Origin of the sequence: Mucilaginibacter sp. KACC 22773 (assembly GCF_028736215.1) — a bacterium.
Classification (GTDB): Bacteria; Bacteroidota; Bacteroidia; order Sphingobacteriales; family Sphingobacteriaceae; genus Mucilaginibacter.
In genome coordinates this window covers 3,010,519-3,030,154 of the sequence record NZ_CP117883.1, presented here as the reverse complement: position 1 = coordinate 3,030,154, position 19,636 = coordinate 3,010,519, and the positions used below count along the sequence as shown (strand labels likewise).

At 44.0% G+C, this 19,636-nt stretch carries 12 protein-coding genes; 11 read left to right on the top strand and 1 reads right to left on the bottom strand.

What is annotated here, in order from left to right; genetic code table 11:
- Window positions 1-76 precede the first annotated feature (76 nt).
- From aroA to PQ469_RS12645, 11 genes are all read left to right on the top strand, one after another.
- Window positions 77-1,366: a 3-phosphoshikimate 1-carboxyvinyltransferase gene (aroA, locus tag PQ469_RS12695; protein ID WP_274213298.1), complete on the top strand. Its 1,290-nt coding sequence runs from the start codon at window positions 77-79 to the stop codon at window positions 1,364-1,366.
- A gap of 303 nt (window positions 1,367-1,669) precedes the next feature.
- Window positions 1,670-2,764 carry a chorismate synthase gene (gene aroC, locus PQ469_RS12690; protein WP_274213297.1) on the top strand — a complete coding sequence of 365 codons (1,095 nt, stop codon included), beginning with the start codon at window positions 1,670-1,672 and terminating at the stop codon, window positions 2,762-2,764.
- An 86-nt stretch (window positions 2,765-2,850) separates the two neighbouring features.
- The gene (locus tag PQ469_RS12685; protein WP_274213296.1) at window positions 2,851-3,660 is read left to right on the top strand and encodes an MFS transporter; all 810 of its coding nucleotides are present in this window, start codon (window positions 2,851-2,853) and stop codon (window positions 3,658-3,660) included.
- Complete coding sequence (locus PQ469_RS12680) at window positions 3,661-4,092, top strand: MFS transporter (protein ID WP_274213295.1); 432 nt, start codon at window positions 3,661-3,663, stop codon at window positions 4,090-4,092.
- Complete coding sequence (locus PQ469_RS12675) at window positions 4,089-4,715, top strand: HAD family hydrolase (protein ID WP_274213294.1); 627 nt, start codon at window positions 4,089-4,091, stop codon at window positions 4,713-4,715. Before PQ469_RS12680 ends, PQ469_RS12675 begins: the two co-directional genes overlap by 4 nt.
- A 1,224-nt stretch (window positions 4,716-5,939) precedes the next feature.
- Window positions 5,940-6,485 carry a TIGR02117 family protein gene (locus PQ469_RS12670; RefSeq protein WP_274213293.1) on the top strand — a complete coding sequence of 182 codons (546 nt, stop codon included), beginning with the start codon at window positions 5,940-5,942 and terminating at the stop codon, window positions 6,483-6,485.
- A 326-nt stretch (window positions 6,486-6,811) separates the two neighbouring features.
- Window positions 6,812-7,900, top strand: a complete 1,089-nt coding sequence (gene mnmA / locus PQ469_RS12665; protein ID WP_090650673.1) for a tRNA 2-thiouridine(34) synthase MnmA — start codon at window positions 6,812-6,814, stop codon at window positions 7,898-7,900.
- 226 nt (window positions 7,901-8,126) lie between these two features.
- A complete protein-coding gene (gene topA, locus PQ469_RS12660; protein ID WP_274213292.1) occupies window positions 8,127-10,520 on the top strand; it encodes a type I DNA topoisomerase in 2,394 nt (797 codons plus the stop codon).
- A 108-nt stretch (window positions 10,521-10,628) separates the two neighbouring features.
- A complete protein-coding gene (locus tag PQ469_RS12655) occupies window positions 10,629-11,033 on the top strand; it encodes a hypothetical protein (RefSeq protein ID WP_274213291.1) in 405 nt (134 codons plus the stop codon).
- A 298-nt stretch (window positions 11,034-11,331) separates the two neighbouring features.
- On the top strand, window positions 11,332-16,923 hold the full coding sequence (locus tag PQ469_RS12650) for an alpha-2-macroglobulin family protein (RefSeq protein WP_274213290.1): 5,592 nt from the start codon (window positions 11,332-11,334) through the stop codon (window positions 16,921-16,923).
- Between the two features lie 348 nt (window positions 16,924-17,271).
- Complete coding sequence (locus PQ469_RS12645) at window positions 17,272-18,369, top strand: zinc-binding metallopeptidase family protein (protein ID WP_274213289.1); 1,098 nt, start codon at window positions 17,272-17,274, stop codon at window positions 18,367-18,369.
- A 363-nt stretch (window positions 18,370-18,732) separates the two neighbouring features.
- Here the strand turns inward: PQ469_RS12645 and PQ469_RS12640 are convergent, their stop codons facing one another.
- The gene (locus tag PQ469_RS12640; protein WP_274213288.1) at window positions 18,733-19,608 is read right to left on the bottom strand and encodes a transglutaminase family protein; all 876 of its coding nucleotides are present in this window, start codon (window positions 19,606-19,608) and stop codon (window positions 18,733-18,735) included.
- Between the last annotated feature and the right edge of the window lie 28 nt (window positions 19,609-19,636).

The window sequence follows — 19,636 nt, the reverse complement described above, 5'->3', positions numbered from 1 at the left end:
TCAAAAGTCAAAAGTGGTTTAATCTATTGGCTTTTGACTTCAGACTATCGACTTAGAACTTAAGACTAACCAAACGATGCAAAACATCATCCTGAGTAAAAGTAATAAGTATATAAAAGGCACGGTTAACCTCACCGGTTCAAAAAGTGAATGTAACCGCGCCCTCATTATCGAAGCGCTGAGCAACGGTAAGGTTAAGGTAGATAATGTATCCGATTCAGCCGATTCTGTGTTGTTAGCAGGCATCTTGAGGAAGAATCAAGAGGTATTGGCAGATGGTAGCGACCATGGTCCATCGTCCATAGACCATGGGCTACAAACCGTAGACATCGGCCCTGCCGGTACGGCGATGCGTTTTTTAACGGCTTATTATGCCATACAGGATTACGAGGTGATTTTAACCGGCAGCCAGCGCATGAAGGAAAGGCCGATAGGTGTTTTGGTTGATGCCTTGAGGCAATTAGGTGCCCATATAGGTTTTGAAGAGCAAGATGGCTACCCTCCTATTAAATTAAAAGGTGGTTTTGAGCAGCTAAGCCGTCAAATCAGTATCAAAGGTAACATCAGCAGTCAGTACATTACCGCACTTTTGCTAATTGCAGCCCGGTTGCCGCTTGGTTTGGAACTGCATATTGAAGGCGAACTAACGTCGCGCCCGTATGTAGAAATGACATTGGCTATGTTGCAAACAGCCGGTATCCAGCACGCTTGGACTGATAATGTGATTACCATAGTCAACCAGGATTTTGCCACAACATCATTATACATTGAACCAGACTGGAGCGCGGCATCGTACTGGTATGCTATTGCCGCCCTGGCCGATGAAGCAGAAATATTCCTGACCGGTTTAACCGCTTACAGCCTGCAGGGCGACAGCGTGATAACCGAGATAATGGCCAACTTTGGTATCACATCTCAATTTAAAGATGGCGGTGTACATTTACTAAAAGAGGCCAAACCTTTAAGCCGCAAAATCTTCGACATGAAAGAATGCCCGGATTTGGCACAAACAGTAATTGTAGTATGCGCGGCATTAGGTCACGAAGCAACTTTCACCGGGTTAGAAACGCTGAAGATCAAAGAAACCGACAGGGTTTTAGCTTTACAAACCGAACTTGCCAAAATGGGCGTTAAACTCATTGAAAAAGGCCAGGTTTATAAACTGGATTGCAGCGAAAAGTTTATCCCGGAGCGTATGTTCATCAACACCTACCATGATCACCGTATGGCTATGGCTTTTGCACCATTGGCCCTTGTTGTTCCTCAACTGGAATTTGAAAACGGCCCGGTAGTCGACAAATCATATCCTGCATTTTGGGATGATCTGGAGAAGCAAGGGTTTGCAGTGGAAACGGTAGAAGGTTAAAGGCGAAAGGGAAAAAGGCGAATCCGGCGCCAAACTATGTCATTGCGAGGCACGAAGCAATCGCGAACTATGCAAGACAACCATGCAGGTAACGAGATTGCCGCGCTACGCTCGCAATGACATAGTGAAATTTACAACCTTAAAAAAACAACAAAACGCCCGTCATTGCGAGGTACGAAGCAATCCCGAACAATGTGGAACTTAGCATGTAGGGGATTGCTTCGTACCTCGCAATGACGGTTTAATTAGAATTAAATTCTGACATTTGAGTTTTCTCAAATCTCATATCTAACATCTAAAACAATGGCAGGCAATTCATTCGGGCAAGTATTCAGGATAACCACTTTTGGCGAATCACATGGCGAGGCAATTGGGGTAATAATAGATGGCTGCCCGGCACAATTGGTAGTTGATACCGATTATATACAAGGCGAGCTGGATAAACGCAAACCAGGTCAGTCGAAGATTACCACACAACGTAAAGAGGCAGATACGGTACGGATTTTATCCGGCGTATTTGAAGGTAAAACCACGGGCACGCCCATTGCTATGCTGATCCCGAATGAAGATCAGCGATCAAAGGATTATACCCATAATGTTGATGTGTTCCGTCCCTCCCACGCCGATTATACTTACCAAACCAAATATGGCATTCGCGACCACCGTGGCGGTGGCCGTTCCTCGGCCCGTGAAACAGCGGCGCGTGTTGCTGCGGGTGCCCTGGCCAAGCTATTGCTCAAAACCCAGGGCATCGAGATTGCAGCCCATGTAAGCAGTGTTGGCAAAATAGATGCACCAAACGTTGAAATTAAAAACGTTCAGGAATTTATTGATGAGCGCGAGAAAAACATCGTGCGATGTGCCGACCCGGCAACAGCCGAAGAAATGATAGAATTTATTGACAGCGTACGCAAAGACGGTGATACTGTTGGCGGCAAAGTGAGCTGTTACATAAAAAATTGCCCTGTAGGTTTAGGCGACCCTGTATTTGACAAACTACATGCCGATTTAGGTAAAGCCATGCTAAGCATCAACGCCGTACACGGCTTTGAATTTGGATCGGGCTTTGCCGGCAGCGAAATGCGGGGATCTGAGCATAACGATATTTTTGTAAAGTCGCATTTAGGCGATATAACAACTATTACCAATTATTCGGGCGGTATCCAGGGCGGCATCAGCAATGGAATGCCTATCGAATTTAAAGTAGCCTTTAAACCGGTTGCCACCATCATGAAAAACCAGGCCACTATTGATAGCGAAGGTAACGCTGCCGAAATATCGGGCAAAGGCCGCCATGACCCTTGCGTGGTGCCACGCGCGGTACCCATTGTTGAGGCGATGGCCGCATTGGTTTTGGCCGATCATTGGTTGCGTAACCGCAATTCGAGGTTAAGCTAAAAGCCGAAGGCCTAAGGCAGAAAGCTTTTATTCCTTTGGGCCTTGGGCTTTCTGCTTTTAGCCTTAAAAGCTATCTTTGTTTAACCATGCTAACTCCTGTTATCCAATCCTACAAAAACGCTTATTACGGACTATCTAAAAACAGCTGGTACCTGAGCCTGGTAATGCTTATTAACCGGAGCGGTACTATGGTGGTTCCGTTTATGAGCGTTTATACCATCCAAAAACTGCACTTTACGGTAATCCAGTCGGGTTGGGTAATGGCATTTTTTGGCATTGGTGCGTTTGGGGGAGCGTTTTTAGGCGGGAAGCTAACCGATAAAATAGGTTTTTATGATGTGCAGGTTGGGGCCTTGCTTTTAGGTGGCATCCAGTTTATCATTTTAGGCTATCAGCATTCCTTTATCAGTATCAGCATTCTTACGTTTGTACTCAGCATTTGTAATGAATCTTTCAGGCCGGCAAACTCGGCGGCAATTGCGCATTATGCTGATGAGACCACCAGAACACGATCCTATTCGTTAAACCGACTGGCTGTTAACCTTGGTTGGGCGGTTGGAGGTGGTTTAGGCGGATTTTTAGCTTCAATTAATTACCACTTGCTGTTTTGGGTTGACGGCTGCACCAATATTTTGGCTGCAATACTTTTGCTGAAACTGATGCCCCGCTCGCAAATCAGGAAATCAGTGAAGGATGTGTTGAAAGAAGCAAAATCGGCAGCGGCCCATACCGATGGTGTGTTTTTAATATTCATCATTTTAAACACACTTTTCTCTTGCTGCTTCTTTGAGTTTTTTATAACCCAACCGGTGTTTTATACTATACAATGGCACCTCGGCCCGCGTTTTATCGGTTTTTTAATGGCCTTAAACGGAATTTTGATTGTAGCTGTCTAAATGGTACTTGTTCATAAACTTGATGGCAAAAGGCACCCTTTAACTTATATCAGCGCTGGGGTGCTGTTAACGGGCATTACATTTGTTTTTTTGAACATACTCCCGCATAACGCCTGGATAGCCGTTTTGATAGTAGTAATGATAACTTTTGGCGAAATCATCGCCATGCCATTCATGAACTCGTTTTGGGTAAGCCGAACCAACAATAGTAACCGGGGCTCCTATGCCGCTATTTATGGCATGTCGTGGTCGGCTGCACAAATTATTGCTCCTGCAGTTGGTGCCCGGATTATTACGGCAGGTGGCTTTGATAGCTTGTGGTGGGTATTTGCCGGTACCTGTTTATTTGTGTCAACCGGGTATTATATCCTTAAAAAACTCATTAAGAAAAGCGAACCAATTGCGGTAACTCGTGTTGACAATATATTATGAAAAAAGCCATCATTTTAGACCTGGATAACACCATTTACCCGGTTAGTTCAATTTCTGAAAATCTTTTTAGCGTGGTGTTTGAATTTGTAGACAGCCTGGCCGAAGAAATTGGTACCCAAGAAATAGAGAAGGTGAAGGCAGAAATGCAGCGCCGACCTTACCAGCAGGTTGCCGAAAAATTCAACTTTAGCGAGGCGGCGAAAAATAAGGGCCTTGATTTGCTTAAAGACCTTGAGTATGCGCTGCCGATGCAGCCCTACGAGGAGTATAAATACATCAGCGCAACCCCGATAGATAAGTACCTGGTAACAACGGGCTTTACCAAACTGCAATGGAGTAAAATAAGGTTGTTAGGCATCGAGGGAGATTTTAAAGCGATTCATATTGTCGATCCGCAGGTATCGCCCGAAACTAAAAAGGATATCTTCACGATGATTATGAACAACAATAACTATCAGCCGGAAGAGCTGCTGGTCATCGGCGATGATCCTGAGTCTGAAATAAAGGCGGCGGGTTCATTGGGTATCGATACCTTTCTGTTTGACCCGGAAGACAGGCACACAGGTGCTGTTGTAACCCATTCGTCAAAAAGCCTTAAGGATGCGTTAGCTATATTTATGTAAACCGAGGCTGCCGTTTTAAGCCATAAGTACTTGTTGTGTCTTAAATCTGAATTTGTTATTGAAAATGTAACTATGCACCTCTCCCAGAAAATCGGCTCAAAGTTTATTCCATAAAAAAAGGCGCCTCCAAAAAGGCACCTTAATTTTCTCTTCTCTCTGTCGGCACTCACTTAATTAAATAGTTCGCTACGGCAATAAAGCAAATGATCATTAAGATCACGCCCTGAAGTTTTTGTTCTAACGTTAATTGGCTTATCATTTTAAATTAATTAGGGTAAAGCAAATTTATATTGTAAACCGAATGTTACAATAGGTATTTTCATTTTTACGTTTATTTTAATAAATAGTTATAAAACTTTTAGAATCGTCAACTGCACATTTATTCTTTAAAAAAATAGCAATAAATTAGTTTTAACATTGAAATAGTGTTAGCGTAACACTACGTTAAACTGTCATTTTTTTGCTGTAAAAATGTTTTTTTACGCGTTTTTTTGTTCATTTTAAATAAACGCAAATTTTATATTATAAAACGCTGAATCGGGCCAGTGAAACTACATCATATCAAAGTGTTAGTTTTGTTTAAGTATTTGACTTTTTTTCTCAACCGGTTAGATATTTATTTTCATAAACACTTGCAATAAATGTATCATCCCCGTTACATTTATTGCAGATTATAAACCAAAATAAAATGCCAAAGCACATCATGATTGTATACCTTTTAGTGGCCTGCACCATTGCAGGTATATTGCTCAATTCGCGTATTAAGCAATGGCTTAATAAAAAGGGGTAGCCCTTAAATTGGCCCGATGAGTGTCGGCTAATACGCCTACATTAACCTAAAAGTAAAAGCCTGTTGTTTATTCAACGGGCTTTTATGTTGGCGGTATTTGGTCACGTTAAAAATACGTCTCTTATGCCTACATAAATTTACACTTTATATAAAATATATAAAATATATAAAATATATAAAATTCTTATTATCAATATAAATTAACCAATAATTAACAAGAATAAAAGGGTAATTATGAGTATTGCAATAACTATTCGGGTTATTATAGTAACACCAAACCCAACCTCAATCGCCAATTATGATAATTATAAAAAAGATCCTGAAAATATTTTTAGGAACTGTATTGGGCCTTGTAGTATTTGTAGCGCTTTTCCTGCCGGCGGCTTTTTTACTTTCGATATGGACTGTAAAAAGAATCCGGCACTTCGGCCGACGTGGCCATATATATCCTTACCAATGGCGACCACACCGACATTGTAGTTCCCGTAAAAAGTCAGGTTACAGATTGGAGCAAAGAGATGCCGTATCAAAATACAACGGGCCGCGATACCACGGCAAAATACCTGGCAGTTGGCTGGGGCGATAAGGGGTTTTACCTCAACACTCCTACCTGGTCGCAATTAAAGTTTAGTACGGCGTTTAGGGCGGCCTTCGCTTTAAGTACTTCGGCCATTCATGCTACTTACTACCGGGCAATGCCGGAGAATAACAATTGTAAAAAAATCATGATCAGCAATGATCAGTACAAAAGGCTGATAGCTTTTATTAACGACAGTTTTAAACGAGACAGTGCCGGAAATGTCATCAACATAAAAACAAATGCCAACTACGGCACCAGCGACGCGTTTTACGAAGCCAACCGCAAATACAATATGTTTTATACCTGCAATACCTGGGCCAATAACGCCCTTAAAGCCTGCGGCCAAACCGCCTGCATGTGGACGCCTTTTGACAGGGGAATATTTTATCATTACAGGTAGTTCATTGGTTCATTGGTTCATTGATTCATTGGTTCATTGGTTCATTGGTTCATTGGTTCATTGGTTCATTGGTTCATTGGTTCATTGGTTCATTGGTTCATTGGTTCATTGGTTCATTGGAACGCGGGCATGGCAGACAAATAGCTTCTTGGCTGAATACCTCCTATCTATCTGGCAATCCCACCAGAAAAGACCAATGAACTAATGAACAAGTGAACCAAAAAAGTCTTGATACTTGATACTTACTACTTGATACTAAATTATTGCCCTACCCTGACCTAACCCCTATATCAATATAAAACACAAAAGCGTATCTTTGCGCCATTATGAGTAAGCATGGCAGGATCTTAGTGGCAATGAGCGGTGGCGTTGATAGTTCGGTAGCAGCAGTTATGTTGCATGAGCAGGGCTATGAAGTTATTGGGCTCACCATGAAAACCTGGGACTATGCATCATCGGGCGGAAGCTCGAAAGAAACGGGATGCTGCAGCCTTGATAGTATTAACGATGCGCGTGCTTTGGCCGTTGGCTATGGTTTTCCTCATTATATCCTGGATATCCGCAATGAGTTTGGCGATTTCGTTATTGATAACTTTGTTGACGAGTACCTGGCCGGCCGCACCCCTAACCCCTGTGTGTTATGTAATACCCACATTAAATGGGAAGCTTTATTAAAACGCGCCGATAAACTGGATTGCGAATTTATAGCTACAGGACATTATGCCAATATCCGTTTACAGGATAATGGCCGTTACGTAATTTCAAAAGGTAAAGACGAAAATAAAGATCAGTCGTACGTGCTTTGGGGAGTATCTCAAAAAAACCTGGCACGTACCAAATTCCCCTTAGGCAGTTTTTCGAAGCCCGAGATCAGGCAAATGGCTATGGATATGGGGCAGATTGAGCTTGCCGGTAAAAGTGAAAGCTACGAAATTTGCTTTGTGCCCGATAACGACTACAGATCGTTTTTAAGGCATAAAGTTGAAGACTTGGAAGAACGTGTTGCCGGTGGCAACTTTGTGCTTGCAAACGGCACCGTAGTAGGTAAACACCAGGGATATCCCTTTTATACCATCGGTCAGCGTAAAGGATTAGGCATTGCGCTGGGGCAACCTATGTTTGTAACCAGTATTGACCCTAACACCAATACCGTAGTATTAGGCACTGCCGATGAATTGGAACGCAAGCAGGCCTGGGTTAAAAACCTAAACCTGGTTAAATACGCCAGTATACCGGAGCCTATTGAAGCTATTACCAAAATTCGTTATAAAGATGCCGGTACCACCAGCAGCATTGTGCAAATGGGCGAACACATGAAGGTTGATTTTCATCATAATGTATCCGGAATCGCCCCAGGGCAATCGGCCGTTTTTTATGAAGGCAACGACCTTTTGGGTGGCGGATTTTTAATGTAGTTTCAGTTTGAGGGCCAAATAGTGTAAAACTGACGGTATTTAACCGGGTACATAGCGGCGTCAAAACATCAAAAAACAGCCTTTAAAATCGCTCTTGAAACAATACTACATCTTTTCAAAATTGAGGCATTCGTACAATCTTCACAGCTAATATTCCAACGTTTTTAGCAAAACTAATTGGCGTTTCGCTTTCTTTATGTTTTATTTGCAAAAAATAACTGCTTAAATGGCCAAAAATTTACTGATAGTTGAATCTCCGGCGAAAGCCAAAACCATCGAGGGTTACCTTGGGAAAGACTTTATTGTAAAGTCGAGCTACGGGCATATCCGCGATTTGGTAAAGTCTGAAGATGCGATAGATATAGGTAACAACTTCGCTCAAAAATATGAGGTTCCTGCCGATAAAAAACAGGTAGTGAGCGAGTTGAAGAAATTAGCTAAAGAAGCAGAGATGGTTTGGCTGGCATCGGATGAGGACCGCGAGGGAGAAGCCATATCATGGCACTTATTTGATACTTTAGGATTGAAAGATGCTACCACCAAACGCATCGTTTTTCACGAAATAACCAAACCGGCCATTTTAAAGGCAATTGATACGCCACGTAAAATTGACTACAATTTGGTAAATGCACAACAGGCACGCCGTGTATTAGACAGGCTGGTGGGTTTTGAACTCTCGCCTGTTTTATGGAAAAAGGTTAAGCCATCTTTATCTGCGGGTCGTGTACAATCAGTAGCAGTACGATTAATTGTTGACAGGGAACGCGAAGTAAATAAATTTACTGCCGAAGCTGCTTTTAAAATAGTAGCCATATTTGGTAAGGGCAAAGATGCTTTTAAAGCCGAACTGGCCGAACGTTATGCCAAACCAGAAGATGCCGAGAAGTTTTTACAGGATTGTATCGGTGCCGATTTTGACGTACGCTCGCTGGAAACCAAACCGGCCAAACGCTCACCTGCTGCACCGTTTACCACATCTACCCTACAACAGGAAGCCAGCAGGAAACTGGGCTACTCGGTAGCCCGCACCATGCAGGTAGCCCAACGTTTGTACGAGGCTGGATATATTACCTATATGCGTACCGACTCGGTAAACTTATCGGATACCGCGTTAAATGCCGCACAAAGTGAAATTATATCGGCTTATGGCGAAAAATACCATCAGCTAAGAAAATATAAAACCAAAAATGCAAGCGCGCAGGAAGCTCACGAAGCTATCAGGCCAACCTATTTCAACAACCATACTATCAATGGCGAATCGAACGAGAAACGCCTTTATGAACTGATCTGGAAACGTGCCATAGCCTCACAAATGAGTGAAGCGCAATTTGAGAAAACCACCGCAAAAATCAGTATATCAACCCGTAAAGAGGATTTAACAGCCAACGGCGAGGTGATGAAGTTTGATGGTTTCCTGAAAGTTTACCTTGAATCAAGCGACGACGAGGATGAACCGCAACAGGACGGCGAAAACGCGATGCTGCCACCTTTAACCCGTGGCCTGCGTTTGGCGCTACAGGAAATGTCGGCAACAGAACGCTTCTCGCGTCCGCCGGCAAGGTATACTGAGGCCAGCCTGGTGAAAAAGTTAGAGGAGTTGGGTATCGGCCGCCCATCTACCTACGCCCCTACCATATCTACCATCCAAAACCGTGGTTATGTGGTTAAGGAAGAGCGCGAAGGTAAAGTGCGCAATTTCAGGCTAATGGTGCTGAAAGATGGCCAGATTGTTAAAGAACAAAAAACGGAGAATACCGGTGCCGAGCGCGGCAAGTTATTCCCCACTGATATTGGCGCGGTTGTAAACGACTTTTTGGTACAATACTTTAAAGAAATTGTAGATTTTAACTTTACAGCCAGCGTTGAAAAGCAATTTGACGAGATAGCCCAGGGGTTAAAAGACTGGACCGCCATGCTGCACGATTTTTATAACCCGTTCCATAAAGGTGTGCAAAGCACTATTGAAACGGCTGATAAAGCAACCGGTGAACGTGAATTGGGTGTGCATCCTGAAAATGGCAAGAAAATATCTGTACGTATTGGCCGCTACGGCCCCTTTGTGCAGGTTGGCGAAAGTGCTACCGAGGAGAATGAAGAAAAGCCGTTATATGCCAGTTTAAGGACCGGCCAAAGCATTGAAACTATCACTATTGATGAAGCCCTGGAATTATTTAAGCTTCCTAAAGTTGTTGGAGAATATGAAGGTAAGGTAATGAAAGTGGCTATCGGCCGTTTCGGGCCGTACATTAGCCATAACAGCGCGTTCGTATCGTTGCCAAAGGATATCGATCCGCATGATGTTACCGAAGAAAAAGCGATTGAGCTGATTAACGAAAAACGTAAAAAAGATGCCGAGAGACTGATTAAAGCGTTTGAAGAAGACCCGGAAGTAAAAGTATTGAACGGCCGCTGGGGGCCCTATATTGAATTTGGCAAACTTAACGTTAAGATACCCAAGGATAAAGATCCCTTGACCTTAACTTATGAAGAGTGCAAGGCCCTGGCTGATGCCATGCCTAAGGACACCAAAAAAGGCCGCTTTGGTAAAACGGTAGCAGCCGCAAAACCTGCGGCCAAAAAAGCCCCCGCCAAGAAAAAAGCGCCGGCTAAGAAGAAGTAAGTAATTGGTTGATTGAGTTGGATTAAGTTGAATAAGTTAAATAGATTTTTCTCGGCCACAAACCACTTAACTCAATCAACCTAATCAACCGCTTAACTTATCAACAAAATGATCAAGGACCTCCCCGAAAATAACGTTAAAGATATTGCCATAGCGGTAGCGCTGGAGCGCGAAAGTGTGGAGAGCAAAATTTGGTACGTGTACCTCATCAACCTTAAAAATGAGCCTATCGAGAATGTCCTGATCACCTCGAAGGGGTACGGCGAAAAAAATGGCGAGCAGGTAAAAACTTCCGTTTTACGCCACATGATCCCGGTAGTTGACAGTAAAGGATACAAGCTTATCGAACCTATTGACGAGCAAACTTTCGGCCTGAATAATGAGTATTGGCTAAGCTATTACATCGGCGGTAACATTTACGATAAAAAGTTCATTTTCCTGCCTGAGAGCATCGTAGAAATGAATTTCATCAAACTTCCGGTGTTGAATAAGCCCGGGGTTATGATATTGTAGTTGTCATTAGTCATTAGTCATTAGTCATTAGTCATTAGTCATTAGTCATTAGTCATTAGTCATTAGGGCAAGTTGACATTGATGAAGATTGTTTTAACTACTTAACATAATCCAACTCACAACTCACAACTCACAACTCACAACTCACAACTCACAACTCACAACTCACAACTCACAACTCACAACTCACAACTCACAACTCACAACTCACAACTCACAACTCACAACATAAATATTTCTCAATTAATTATTTGTTGTTATAAATTTTATACATTCATGGAATAAATAAACCTATTCCATGGAGAACGGATATACCAGGTTCCGCAAACGTAAAAGCCTAATTACATTCGGTTCGGCACTTGCAGTGCTATTAATCATCGCTTATCTTATTGTTAATGGCCAAAAGAAAAATGTGGTCGACCCTGCCTTTAGCAAGTACATCGAGTCGTACACAACAGGGGTAATTTCCAAAGCAAGCCCCATTACCATTCGCCTTGCCAGCACAGTGCAAATTACCCATCAACAAAACGAAGAGGTTGATAACAACCTGTTTGATTTTTCGCCATCGGTAAAAGGCAAAGCTTACTGGACAGATTCGCGCACCATTGAATTCCGGCCGGATAAAAAACTCGACCCTGATAAAACCTACAATGCCGAATTTAAACTGGGCAAATTGATTGATGTGCCTTCCAGATTTAACAGATTTAAGTTTAACTTCCAGGTAGTTAAGCCCGATTTTAACATTGCTTTTAACGGGCTGCAAACAGCTACCAGTACATCTACTGATGAGATGAAGATGGAAGGATCGGTACAAACGGCCGATACCGAGGACCCTGCCCTTATCGAAAAAGTAATTACTGTAAACTATATGCTACCTGTGAAGATCAGCTGGGAGCATAACATAGCCGCAAAAACCCACACCTTCAAAATAACCGGTTTAAAACGTCAAAAAGGCGAAGTTGCGGCACTAACCATTAATTGGGACGGCAGCAGCATCAACGTTGATAAAAAAGGCGAGCAACATTTTGATGTACCGGCAATTGGCGATTTTAAAGTGCTGAACGTTCGTGCCGTACAGGATAATGACCAGTATGTACTGGTACAATTTTCAGATGCCATTATGGTTGGGCAGGAATTGGCAGGGCTAATCGGCATTAACAATGTAACCGATCCGGCATATGCCATTGAAGGCAGTACCGTAAAAATTTACGCTCCCGAAAGGCTTGAAGGCGATTACAGTGTATTTGTAAATGAAGGGGTAGAAAACATATCGCATAAAAAGATCACCAAAACCTATACAGCAAATGTGTTTTTTGAGAACCGGCTGCCCGGCGTAACTATTCCGGGCAAGGGCGTTATCCTCCCCGATTCGGGCAAGCTGATGATGCCTTTTGAGGCCGTAAACCTTAAAGCAGTTGATGTGTCGGTAATTAAAATATATGAAAGTAATGTTCCGCAATATTTTCAAAACAATGATTTTAACGGCAGCCAGGAATTGCGCCAGGTAGGCAGGCCCATTTTACAAAAAACCATCAGGCTGGATAACGATAAAGGGCTTAACTTGAACAAGAAGAACCGTTTTATGCTCGATCTTGATCAGATGATCCGCACCGAACCGGGAGCAATTTACCGGGTTATCATCGGTTTCAGGCAGGAATATTCCTTATACAATTGCAGTATAGCAGGCGCAGGTAAAAAAAGCGGCACTGATGATGACGAATATGGCGGCGGTGATTACAGCTACAGCGATAATGCAGGCAAGGTAGACGACGAGGATAACGACTTTTGGTCGAGGTACGACAGCTATTATCCCGAAGGTTATGACTGGCAGGAGAAGGATAATGCCTGCACCCCATCCTACTACACCAAAACCCGCTGGGCAACCCGTAACATCATTGCATCAAACATAGGGTTGATTGCGAAACGGGGCAATAATAACAATATGCTTATTGCGGTTACCGATATTATGAATGCCAAACCGATGCAGGGCGTTGAACTGCAACTGCTGGATTACCAAAAGCAGGTATTGCTAAAAACCACCTCGGGCAGTGACGGCCTGGCAAGTTTCGACTTAAAGCGTAAGCCTTATTTGCTGGTGGCCAAAAAAGGAAACCAACGTGGTTATTTAAAACTTGATGATGGTAATACCCTCCCACTTACCCGTTTTAACGTTGGCGGCGACGAAGTACAAAGCGGATTGAAAGGTTTTATTTATGGCGAGCGTGGTGTTTGGCGGCCAGGTGATAGCATATTCATGACCTTTATACTGGAAGATAAGCTAAAAACCCTACCAGCCGACCACCCAGTAGAGTTTGAGCTAAAAGACCCCAACGATAAATTGTATAAACGGATTACAAACACAAAATCTGTTGATGGCTTTTACAGTTTCCATACCGCTACCGAAACCTCGTCGCCTACCGGTAACTGGACAGCTACCGTAAAAGTTGGCGGCGCTACCTTTGAAAAGAAAATAAAGGTTGAAACCATTATGCCTAACCGCTTAAAGTTGGGCCTAACCTTTGGCGGTGCCGAAGAATTAACCAAGGGCAATAATGCCAACGGCAAGTTAACCGCCCGTTGGCTGTTTGGCGGGGCGGCGCAAAATTTAAAGGCCAAGGTTGATGCCTTTTTATCGGCGCAAACAACCACGTTTAAAAATTATAAGGATTATGTTTTTGACGATCCTACGCTGGCTTTTAACATGCAAACGCAAACCGTTTTTGATGGCAAGCTGAGCGCCGAAGGCAATGCCGATGTGGATGCCAATATCAATATTGAAAAACAAGCCCCCGGGCAGCTAAAGGCCAACTTTTTGGTAAAAGTGTTTGAACCTGGAGGCAACTTCAGCGTTCAGCAGGTTAGTTTGCCATACAACGTTTACCCCGGTTATGTCGGTATTAAAACACCCGAAGGCAGTGCCCTATCAGGGATGCTGGTTACCGATAAAGACCAGCAGATTGATATTGCCGATGTAGATGTAAACGGCAACGCCCTTGCCGGTACCCGCAGCGTGCAGCTGGAATTGTATAAAATACAATGGCGCTGGTGGTGGGACGAAACCGGGAATGAAATGACCAACTTTACCCAGGGTAAATACAACAAGCTGATTAAAACCCAAAGTATTCAGTTGACAAATGGCCGTGGCAAATGGACGCTGCGTGTACCCAAAGCCGACTGGGGCCGGTACCTGATTAAGGTAAAAGATGAACAGACAGGCCATAGCACCGGTAAAATTATTTATGTAGACTGGCCAAACTGGTCGGAAAGGTTACAGCAAAGCAACCCTACCGAAGCAGCCATGCTTTCGTTTACATCAGATAAGCAAGCCTATAATGTTGGCGAACAGGCCACATTAACCATCCCTACCGCGGCAGATGGCCGGGCATTGATCAGCTTTGAAAATGGCAGCAAGATTTTAAAAACCACCTGGATTGATACTAAAAAAGGCCAAACCCAATACAACTTTACAGTTGAGCCGGATATGGCGCCCAATGTTTTTGTAAATGTTACCATGCTGCAGCACCATTCGCAAACCGTAAATGATTTGCCTATCCGCATGTACGGGGTGATACCACTTACTGTTAACAACCCGGCTACCATATTAAAGCCCGTGATTACGATGCCCGATAAGATCAGGCCCGAAACCCAATCGGCCATTACAGTATCAGAAGCCACCGGCAAGGAGATGACCTACACCATTGCTATTGTTGATGAAGGCCTGCTGGACATTACCAGTTACAAACTCCCCGATCCGCATAATACATTTTACGCCAAAGAAGCGCTGGGCGTTAAAACCTGGGATTTGTTTGATTATGTAATTGGAGCCTACGGCGGCGGCCTTAACCGGATACTAAGCATAGGCGGTGATGGTAGCCTGGGCAGCAACAGGAACGTATCTGTAAACCGTTTTAAGCCCGTTGTAAAATTCATGGGGCCGTTCCATATCGGAGCGGGAGAAAAGCAAACCACGGGCTTTAAATTGCCGCAATACGTAGGCTCGGTTAAAGCCATGGTTGTTGCCGGGCACGATGGTGCTTATGGTATAGCCGAAAAAGCCGTTGTTGTTAAAAAGCCATTGATGATATTGGCTACACTGCCGCGTGTACTGGGGCCTTCAGAAAAGGTGCAGCTGCCGGTTACTGTCTTTGCCATGGAGCCTAACATTAAAACGGTTACGGTATCGGTACAAAGCAACGCCTTCAGTAACCTGCAAGGTAATAATACCCAAACCCTCACCTTCGCCAAAACCGGCGACCAGATGGTAACTTTCGATTTGAACGTTAAGGATTTTGTAGGGATAGGCAAAGTGAAAGTAATTGCCAAAAGCGGTTCAGAAACAGCGGCTTATGACGTTGAACTAAATGTGCGTAACCCTAACCCACCGGTTACCCGCATATTGGAGAAAGAGCTTGCTGCCAGTGAAGCCTGGAACATAGCTTACCAGGCCGTAGGCATCAGTGGCACCAATAAAAATACGCTGGAGATAGCATCCATCCCACCCCTTAATTTGGGCAAACGTTTGGATTACCTGATTGATTATCCTCATGGCTGCGTGGAGCAAACCACCTCGGCTGCATTTCCGCAATTATATTTAGGCCAGCTGCTCGATCTTTCGCCAAGGCAAAAGGCCGAATCCGAAAGGAATATTAAGGCTACCATAGCAAGGCTAAACGGTTTCCAGGTTCCTGGTGGCGGCTTAAGCTACTGGCCAGATGGCGGTAGTGCTGATGAATGGGGAACCAATTATGCCGGGCACTTTATGCTGGCCGCGCAAGCTAAAGGCTATAGTATGCCTTTGGGCTTTATGGAACAATGGAAAAAATTCCAGAAACAGAAGGCGTTAAGCTGGTCGCCGGATAGCCACAGTTTTTATGGCGACGACCTGAACCAGGCCTACCGCCTGTACCTGCTGGCCCTTGCCCGTTCGCCCGAGCTGGGTGCCATGAACCGCCTGCGCGAGTTTAAGTACATCAGCATCGAAGCCAAATGGCGGCTTGCAGCAGCCTATAAGCTGGCGGGGCAGCCCGAGATAGGTTCACGGATGATTGCAGGCTTGCCAACCGTTATTAAGCCTTATTACACCATGTTTGGCACCTATGGGTCTGACTTAAGGGATGAGGCCATGATACTGGAAACATTAACCTTGCTTGGCCAGCAGACGCGCGCCGCGGCACAGTTACGAACAGTAGCTGCAAAGTTATCGCAGGATGACTGGTATAGTACGCAAACAACCGCCTACTCGCTGATAGCTATTGCGCAATATTGCGGGCAAAACAAATCGTCAGGTAAAATGACATTCAGCTTCCAGGGTGGCGCTGTTAACTCGCAATCGTATATCTGGCAAAGCGTTTTAGCTGCGGGTGGTGGTAAAGTAAGCCTTAAAAACAATGGCGGCAACAAGCTGTATGTAAGGTTAATACAAAAAGGACAACCATCATCGGGGCTTGATGTAAAAACCTTTATCGACCCGAGGATATTGCAGATGCGCGTAGGTTACTTTACGTTATCCGGTAAGCAGATAGACCCATCATCATTAAGGCAGGGTACCGATTTTGTGGCCCAGGTAAACATCAAAAACCCGGGCAAACGCGGCCGGTATGATAATTTGGCGCTAACCCAGATCTTCCCTTCGGGCTGGGAGATATTGAACAGCCGGATGATGAATAACGATGAGGCCTTTAAATCATCAACATCCGATTACCGCGATATTCGTGACGATCGGGTGAATACTTATTTCAGCCTGCCGGAAGGCCGCGAGGTTACCTACTACGTAATGCTGAATGCCGCCTATGCAGGCCACTACTACCTGCCCGCGGTTTATTGCGAGGCGATGTACAACAGCTCGATAAACAGTTTAATTAAAGGGCAGTGGGTTGATGTGACGAAGTAGAACAAAGTCAGCAGGTGTTTTTTTACATGGGTTATTTCGGTGTTATGTTATTTCAGACCGGAATTAACCCATGTTTTAATCCGAAATGGACTGCGGTTGATCGTATTTTCATTAGGAGAAAATATCGGCTTTGATAGTGTTCTGCAAATTCCGATTGAGGATATTCAACACTTGAGATATCCTACCCCAAAGAAATTGCAGGCTCAATATTACTTGATATAACCATTTTCAAAACATATAGGAACAGCTTACGCATACACTCCTCTTATTTTCACTATCTCAAAACCCGCCGCCTTATAATCTGTTAACTCACAAGCTATTCAACAATGAACAGCCTTAATACAGATTATGAAATTGTTTAAATGTACCAACTGCGGTCAGCTATTATATTTTGAAAACAGTATATGCGAATGTTGCAAGAGCCCTTTGGGTTTTATTCCCGGTGATCTGAACCTGGCCACTCTTGTCCAGGACAACAACGCTGTTTATCGTTTGCACAGCAATAAAAAGCCGTTATTAGGCGGCCTGATGAACAATAAAAAGCAATTGTTTAAATATTGCAAAAACCATGAGTTTGATGTTTGCAACTGGCTTATACCGGCTGATAGCCCCAATATATTTTGCCGCGCATGTGAATTAAACCACGTTGTACCTAATTTAGCCGACCCTGATCATTTAAGGCAGTGGCGGTTGATAGAATTTGCCAAGCACAGGCTTATTTATACGCTGTTGCAAATGAAGCTGCCCCTGGTAAGTAAAATTCAGGATGCAGTTAAAGGCCTGAGTTTTGATTTCCTTACAGAGGCGGATGCCGCTCAACAGGTTTTAACCGGGCATGAAGATGGCTTAATTACCCTGAATGTTGATGAAGCGGATGACGATAAGCGTGAACTATCGCGTAAGCAAATGAACGAGCCTTATCGTACTCTATTGGGGCATTTCAGGCACGAAGTGGGACATTACTACTGGGACCGGCTAATTGATAACAGTGCATTTATTGACGAGTACCGCCAATTATTTGGCGATGAACGCCAGGATTATGCCCAGGCCCTTGAACGGAATTATAGCCAGGGCCCCCCCGCCGACTGGAACTTAAATTTCATTAGCACCTACGCAAGCTCGCACCCATGGGAAGATTGGGCCGAAACCTGGGCCCATTACCTGCACATTATGGATACGCTTGAAACCGCCGATGCCTTCGGGATGACGGTATCTCCACGCCTCGCCGATAAAAAAAGCAACCTAAAGGCCATCATCAATGTAAGCCCTTATCAACAGGAAAGTTTTGAAACCCTGCTTAATTTATGGTTACCATTAACCTTCGCCATGAACAGCATGAACCGCAGCATGGGCAACAAGGATTTGTACCCTTTTGTAATACCGCCAAAGGTGGTTGAAAAACTGGCCTTTATACATAAGGTTTGTTATGCATCAAGGGTAAGTTAATGAAGGAATTGGCTTTGAAATACAGTTAGAAACTCTGAAGGACGAATGACTTTCAAAATAAGAAGTTTGTCATCCTGAGTGGTAAAATTTGCGAAATTCTAAAGGTGGAATGACAATCATAATAAACGACTGTCATCCTGAGGTACGAAGGATCTATTCGCGAACTTTTCTATCGGTTATGCACAGCTGATAGATCCTTCGTACCTCAGGATGACAGGAAAAGTGGATATGAGATGGATAGGTATAAAGAATGTGTTGGCGAACTTTTCTATCGGTCATGCATAGCTGATAGATCCTTCGTGCCTCAGGATGACAGGAAAATCGAATTTGTCATAGGTAAGTACGAAGGATCTCATACCTGTACTATTCCACTCTCCGAACATCCACATTTACATACATACGTTGCCCGGCTCCGCTGTAAACCACTCCTTTTAATGGCACTACATCGGCAAAATCACGGCCGATGGCGGTGCGGATGTGGCGGTCGTTAACCAGCAGGTTATTGGTGGCGTCAAACTCCGTCCACCCTATGTCGGGAATGTACAATGCTATCCAGGCGTGTGAGGCATCCGAGCCAAACAGCTTTGGCTTTCCGGGCGGCGGCAGCGTCTCGATGTATCCGCTTACGTACCTGGCCGATAAGCCTATCGAACGTAGGCAGGCCAGCGAGAAATGAGCAAAATCCTGGCAGACGCCTTTTTTATGTAAAAAAACTTCTTCCAGTTTGGTGGTGACATCTGTAAATCCCGGCGTGAAATCAAAATCATTAAATATGCGGGAATTAAGGTCAAGCATGGCTTCCATAATTGGCCTGCCGGGCGTGAATGATTTTAATGCATACTCCCGGATGCCTGGTATAAACACCACATGATCCGATTCGAGATAAAATTGCCTGATGTCACTTTCGGCATCGGTACTTTTCAGCCAGATCACCACGTTTTCCCAGGGCGCTGTATTTTGGGGCGCAGCGCTTATCCATACCGGCTCCGAAATTTTAACCTCGCTTTTTATCTCGACAGTTAACCGTTGATGAAACTCTTCTATCGAAAAATAAATAAATTTATTACTAAAAAAGTCCTCCCTGGTCACTACCAAATGTGGTACGGGATGAATTTGGTAGTTCACCTTTTCCACCTCCTGAAAACTATGGTTAACCGGCACCTGGTATACCAGGTTATGGCATAACGAAGCCGGCAACTGGTATTCATATTTGGTAATATGGGTCACCTGGTATTTCATAAGCTTTGGCTGTTGTGAAAACACCTGT

Bases quoted from the DNA above. Each gene is read 5' to 3' on its own strand.
- PQ469_RS12655 (WP_274213291.1), top strand. From the start codon at position 10,629: ATGATCAAGGACCTCCCCGAAAATAACGTTAAAGATATTGCCATAGCG.
- PQ469_RS12685 (WP_274213296.1), top strand. From the start codon at position 2,851: ATGCTAACTCCTGTTATCCAATCCTACAAAAACGCTTATTACGGACTA.
- aroA (WP_274213298.1), top strand. From the start codon at position 77: ATGCAAAACATCATCCTGAGTAAAAGTAATAAGTATATAAAAGGCACG.
- PQ469_RS12675 (WP_274213294.1), top strand. From the start codon at position 4,089: ATGAAAAAAGCCATCATTTTAGACCTGGATAACACCATTTACCCGGTT.
- mnmA (WP_090650673.1), top strand. From the start codon at position 6,812: ATGAGTAAGCATGGCAGGATCTTAGTGGCAATGAGCGGTGGCGTTGAT.
- topA (WP_274213292.1), top strand. From the start codon at position 8,127: ATGGCCAAAAATTTACTGATAGTTGAATCTCCGGCGAAAGCCAAAACC.
- PQ469_RS12640 (WP_274213288.1), bottom strand. From the start codon at position 19,608: ATGAAATACCAGGTGACCCATATTACCAAATATGAATACCAGTTGCCG.
- PQ469_RS12645 (WP_274213289.1), top strand. From the start codon at position 17,272: ATGAAATTGTTTAAATGTACCAACTGCGGTCAGCTATTATATTTTGAA.
- PQ469_RS12650 (WP_274213290.1), top strand. From the start codon at position 11,332: ATGGAGAACGGATATACCAGGTTCCGCAAACGTAAAAGCCTAATTACA.
- PQ469_RS12680 (WP_274213295.1), top strand. From the start codon at position 3,661: ATGGTACTTGTTCATAAACTTGATGGCAAAAGGCACCCTTTAACTTAT.
- aroC (WP_274213297.1), top strand. From the start codon at position 1,670: ATGGCAGGCAATTCATTCGGGCAAGTATTCAGGATAACCACTTTTGGC.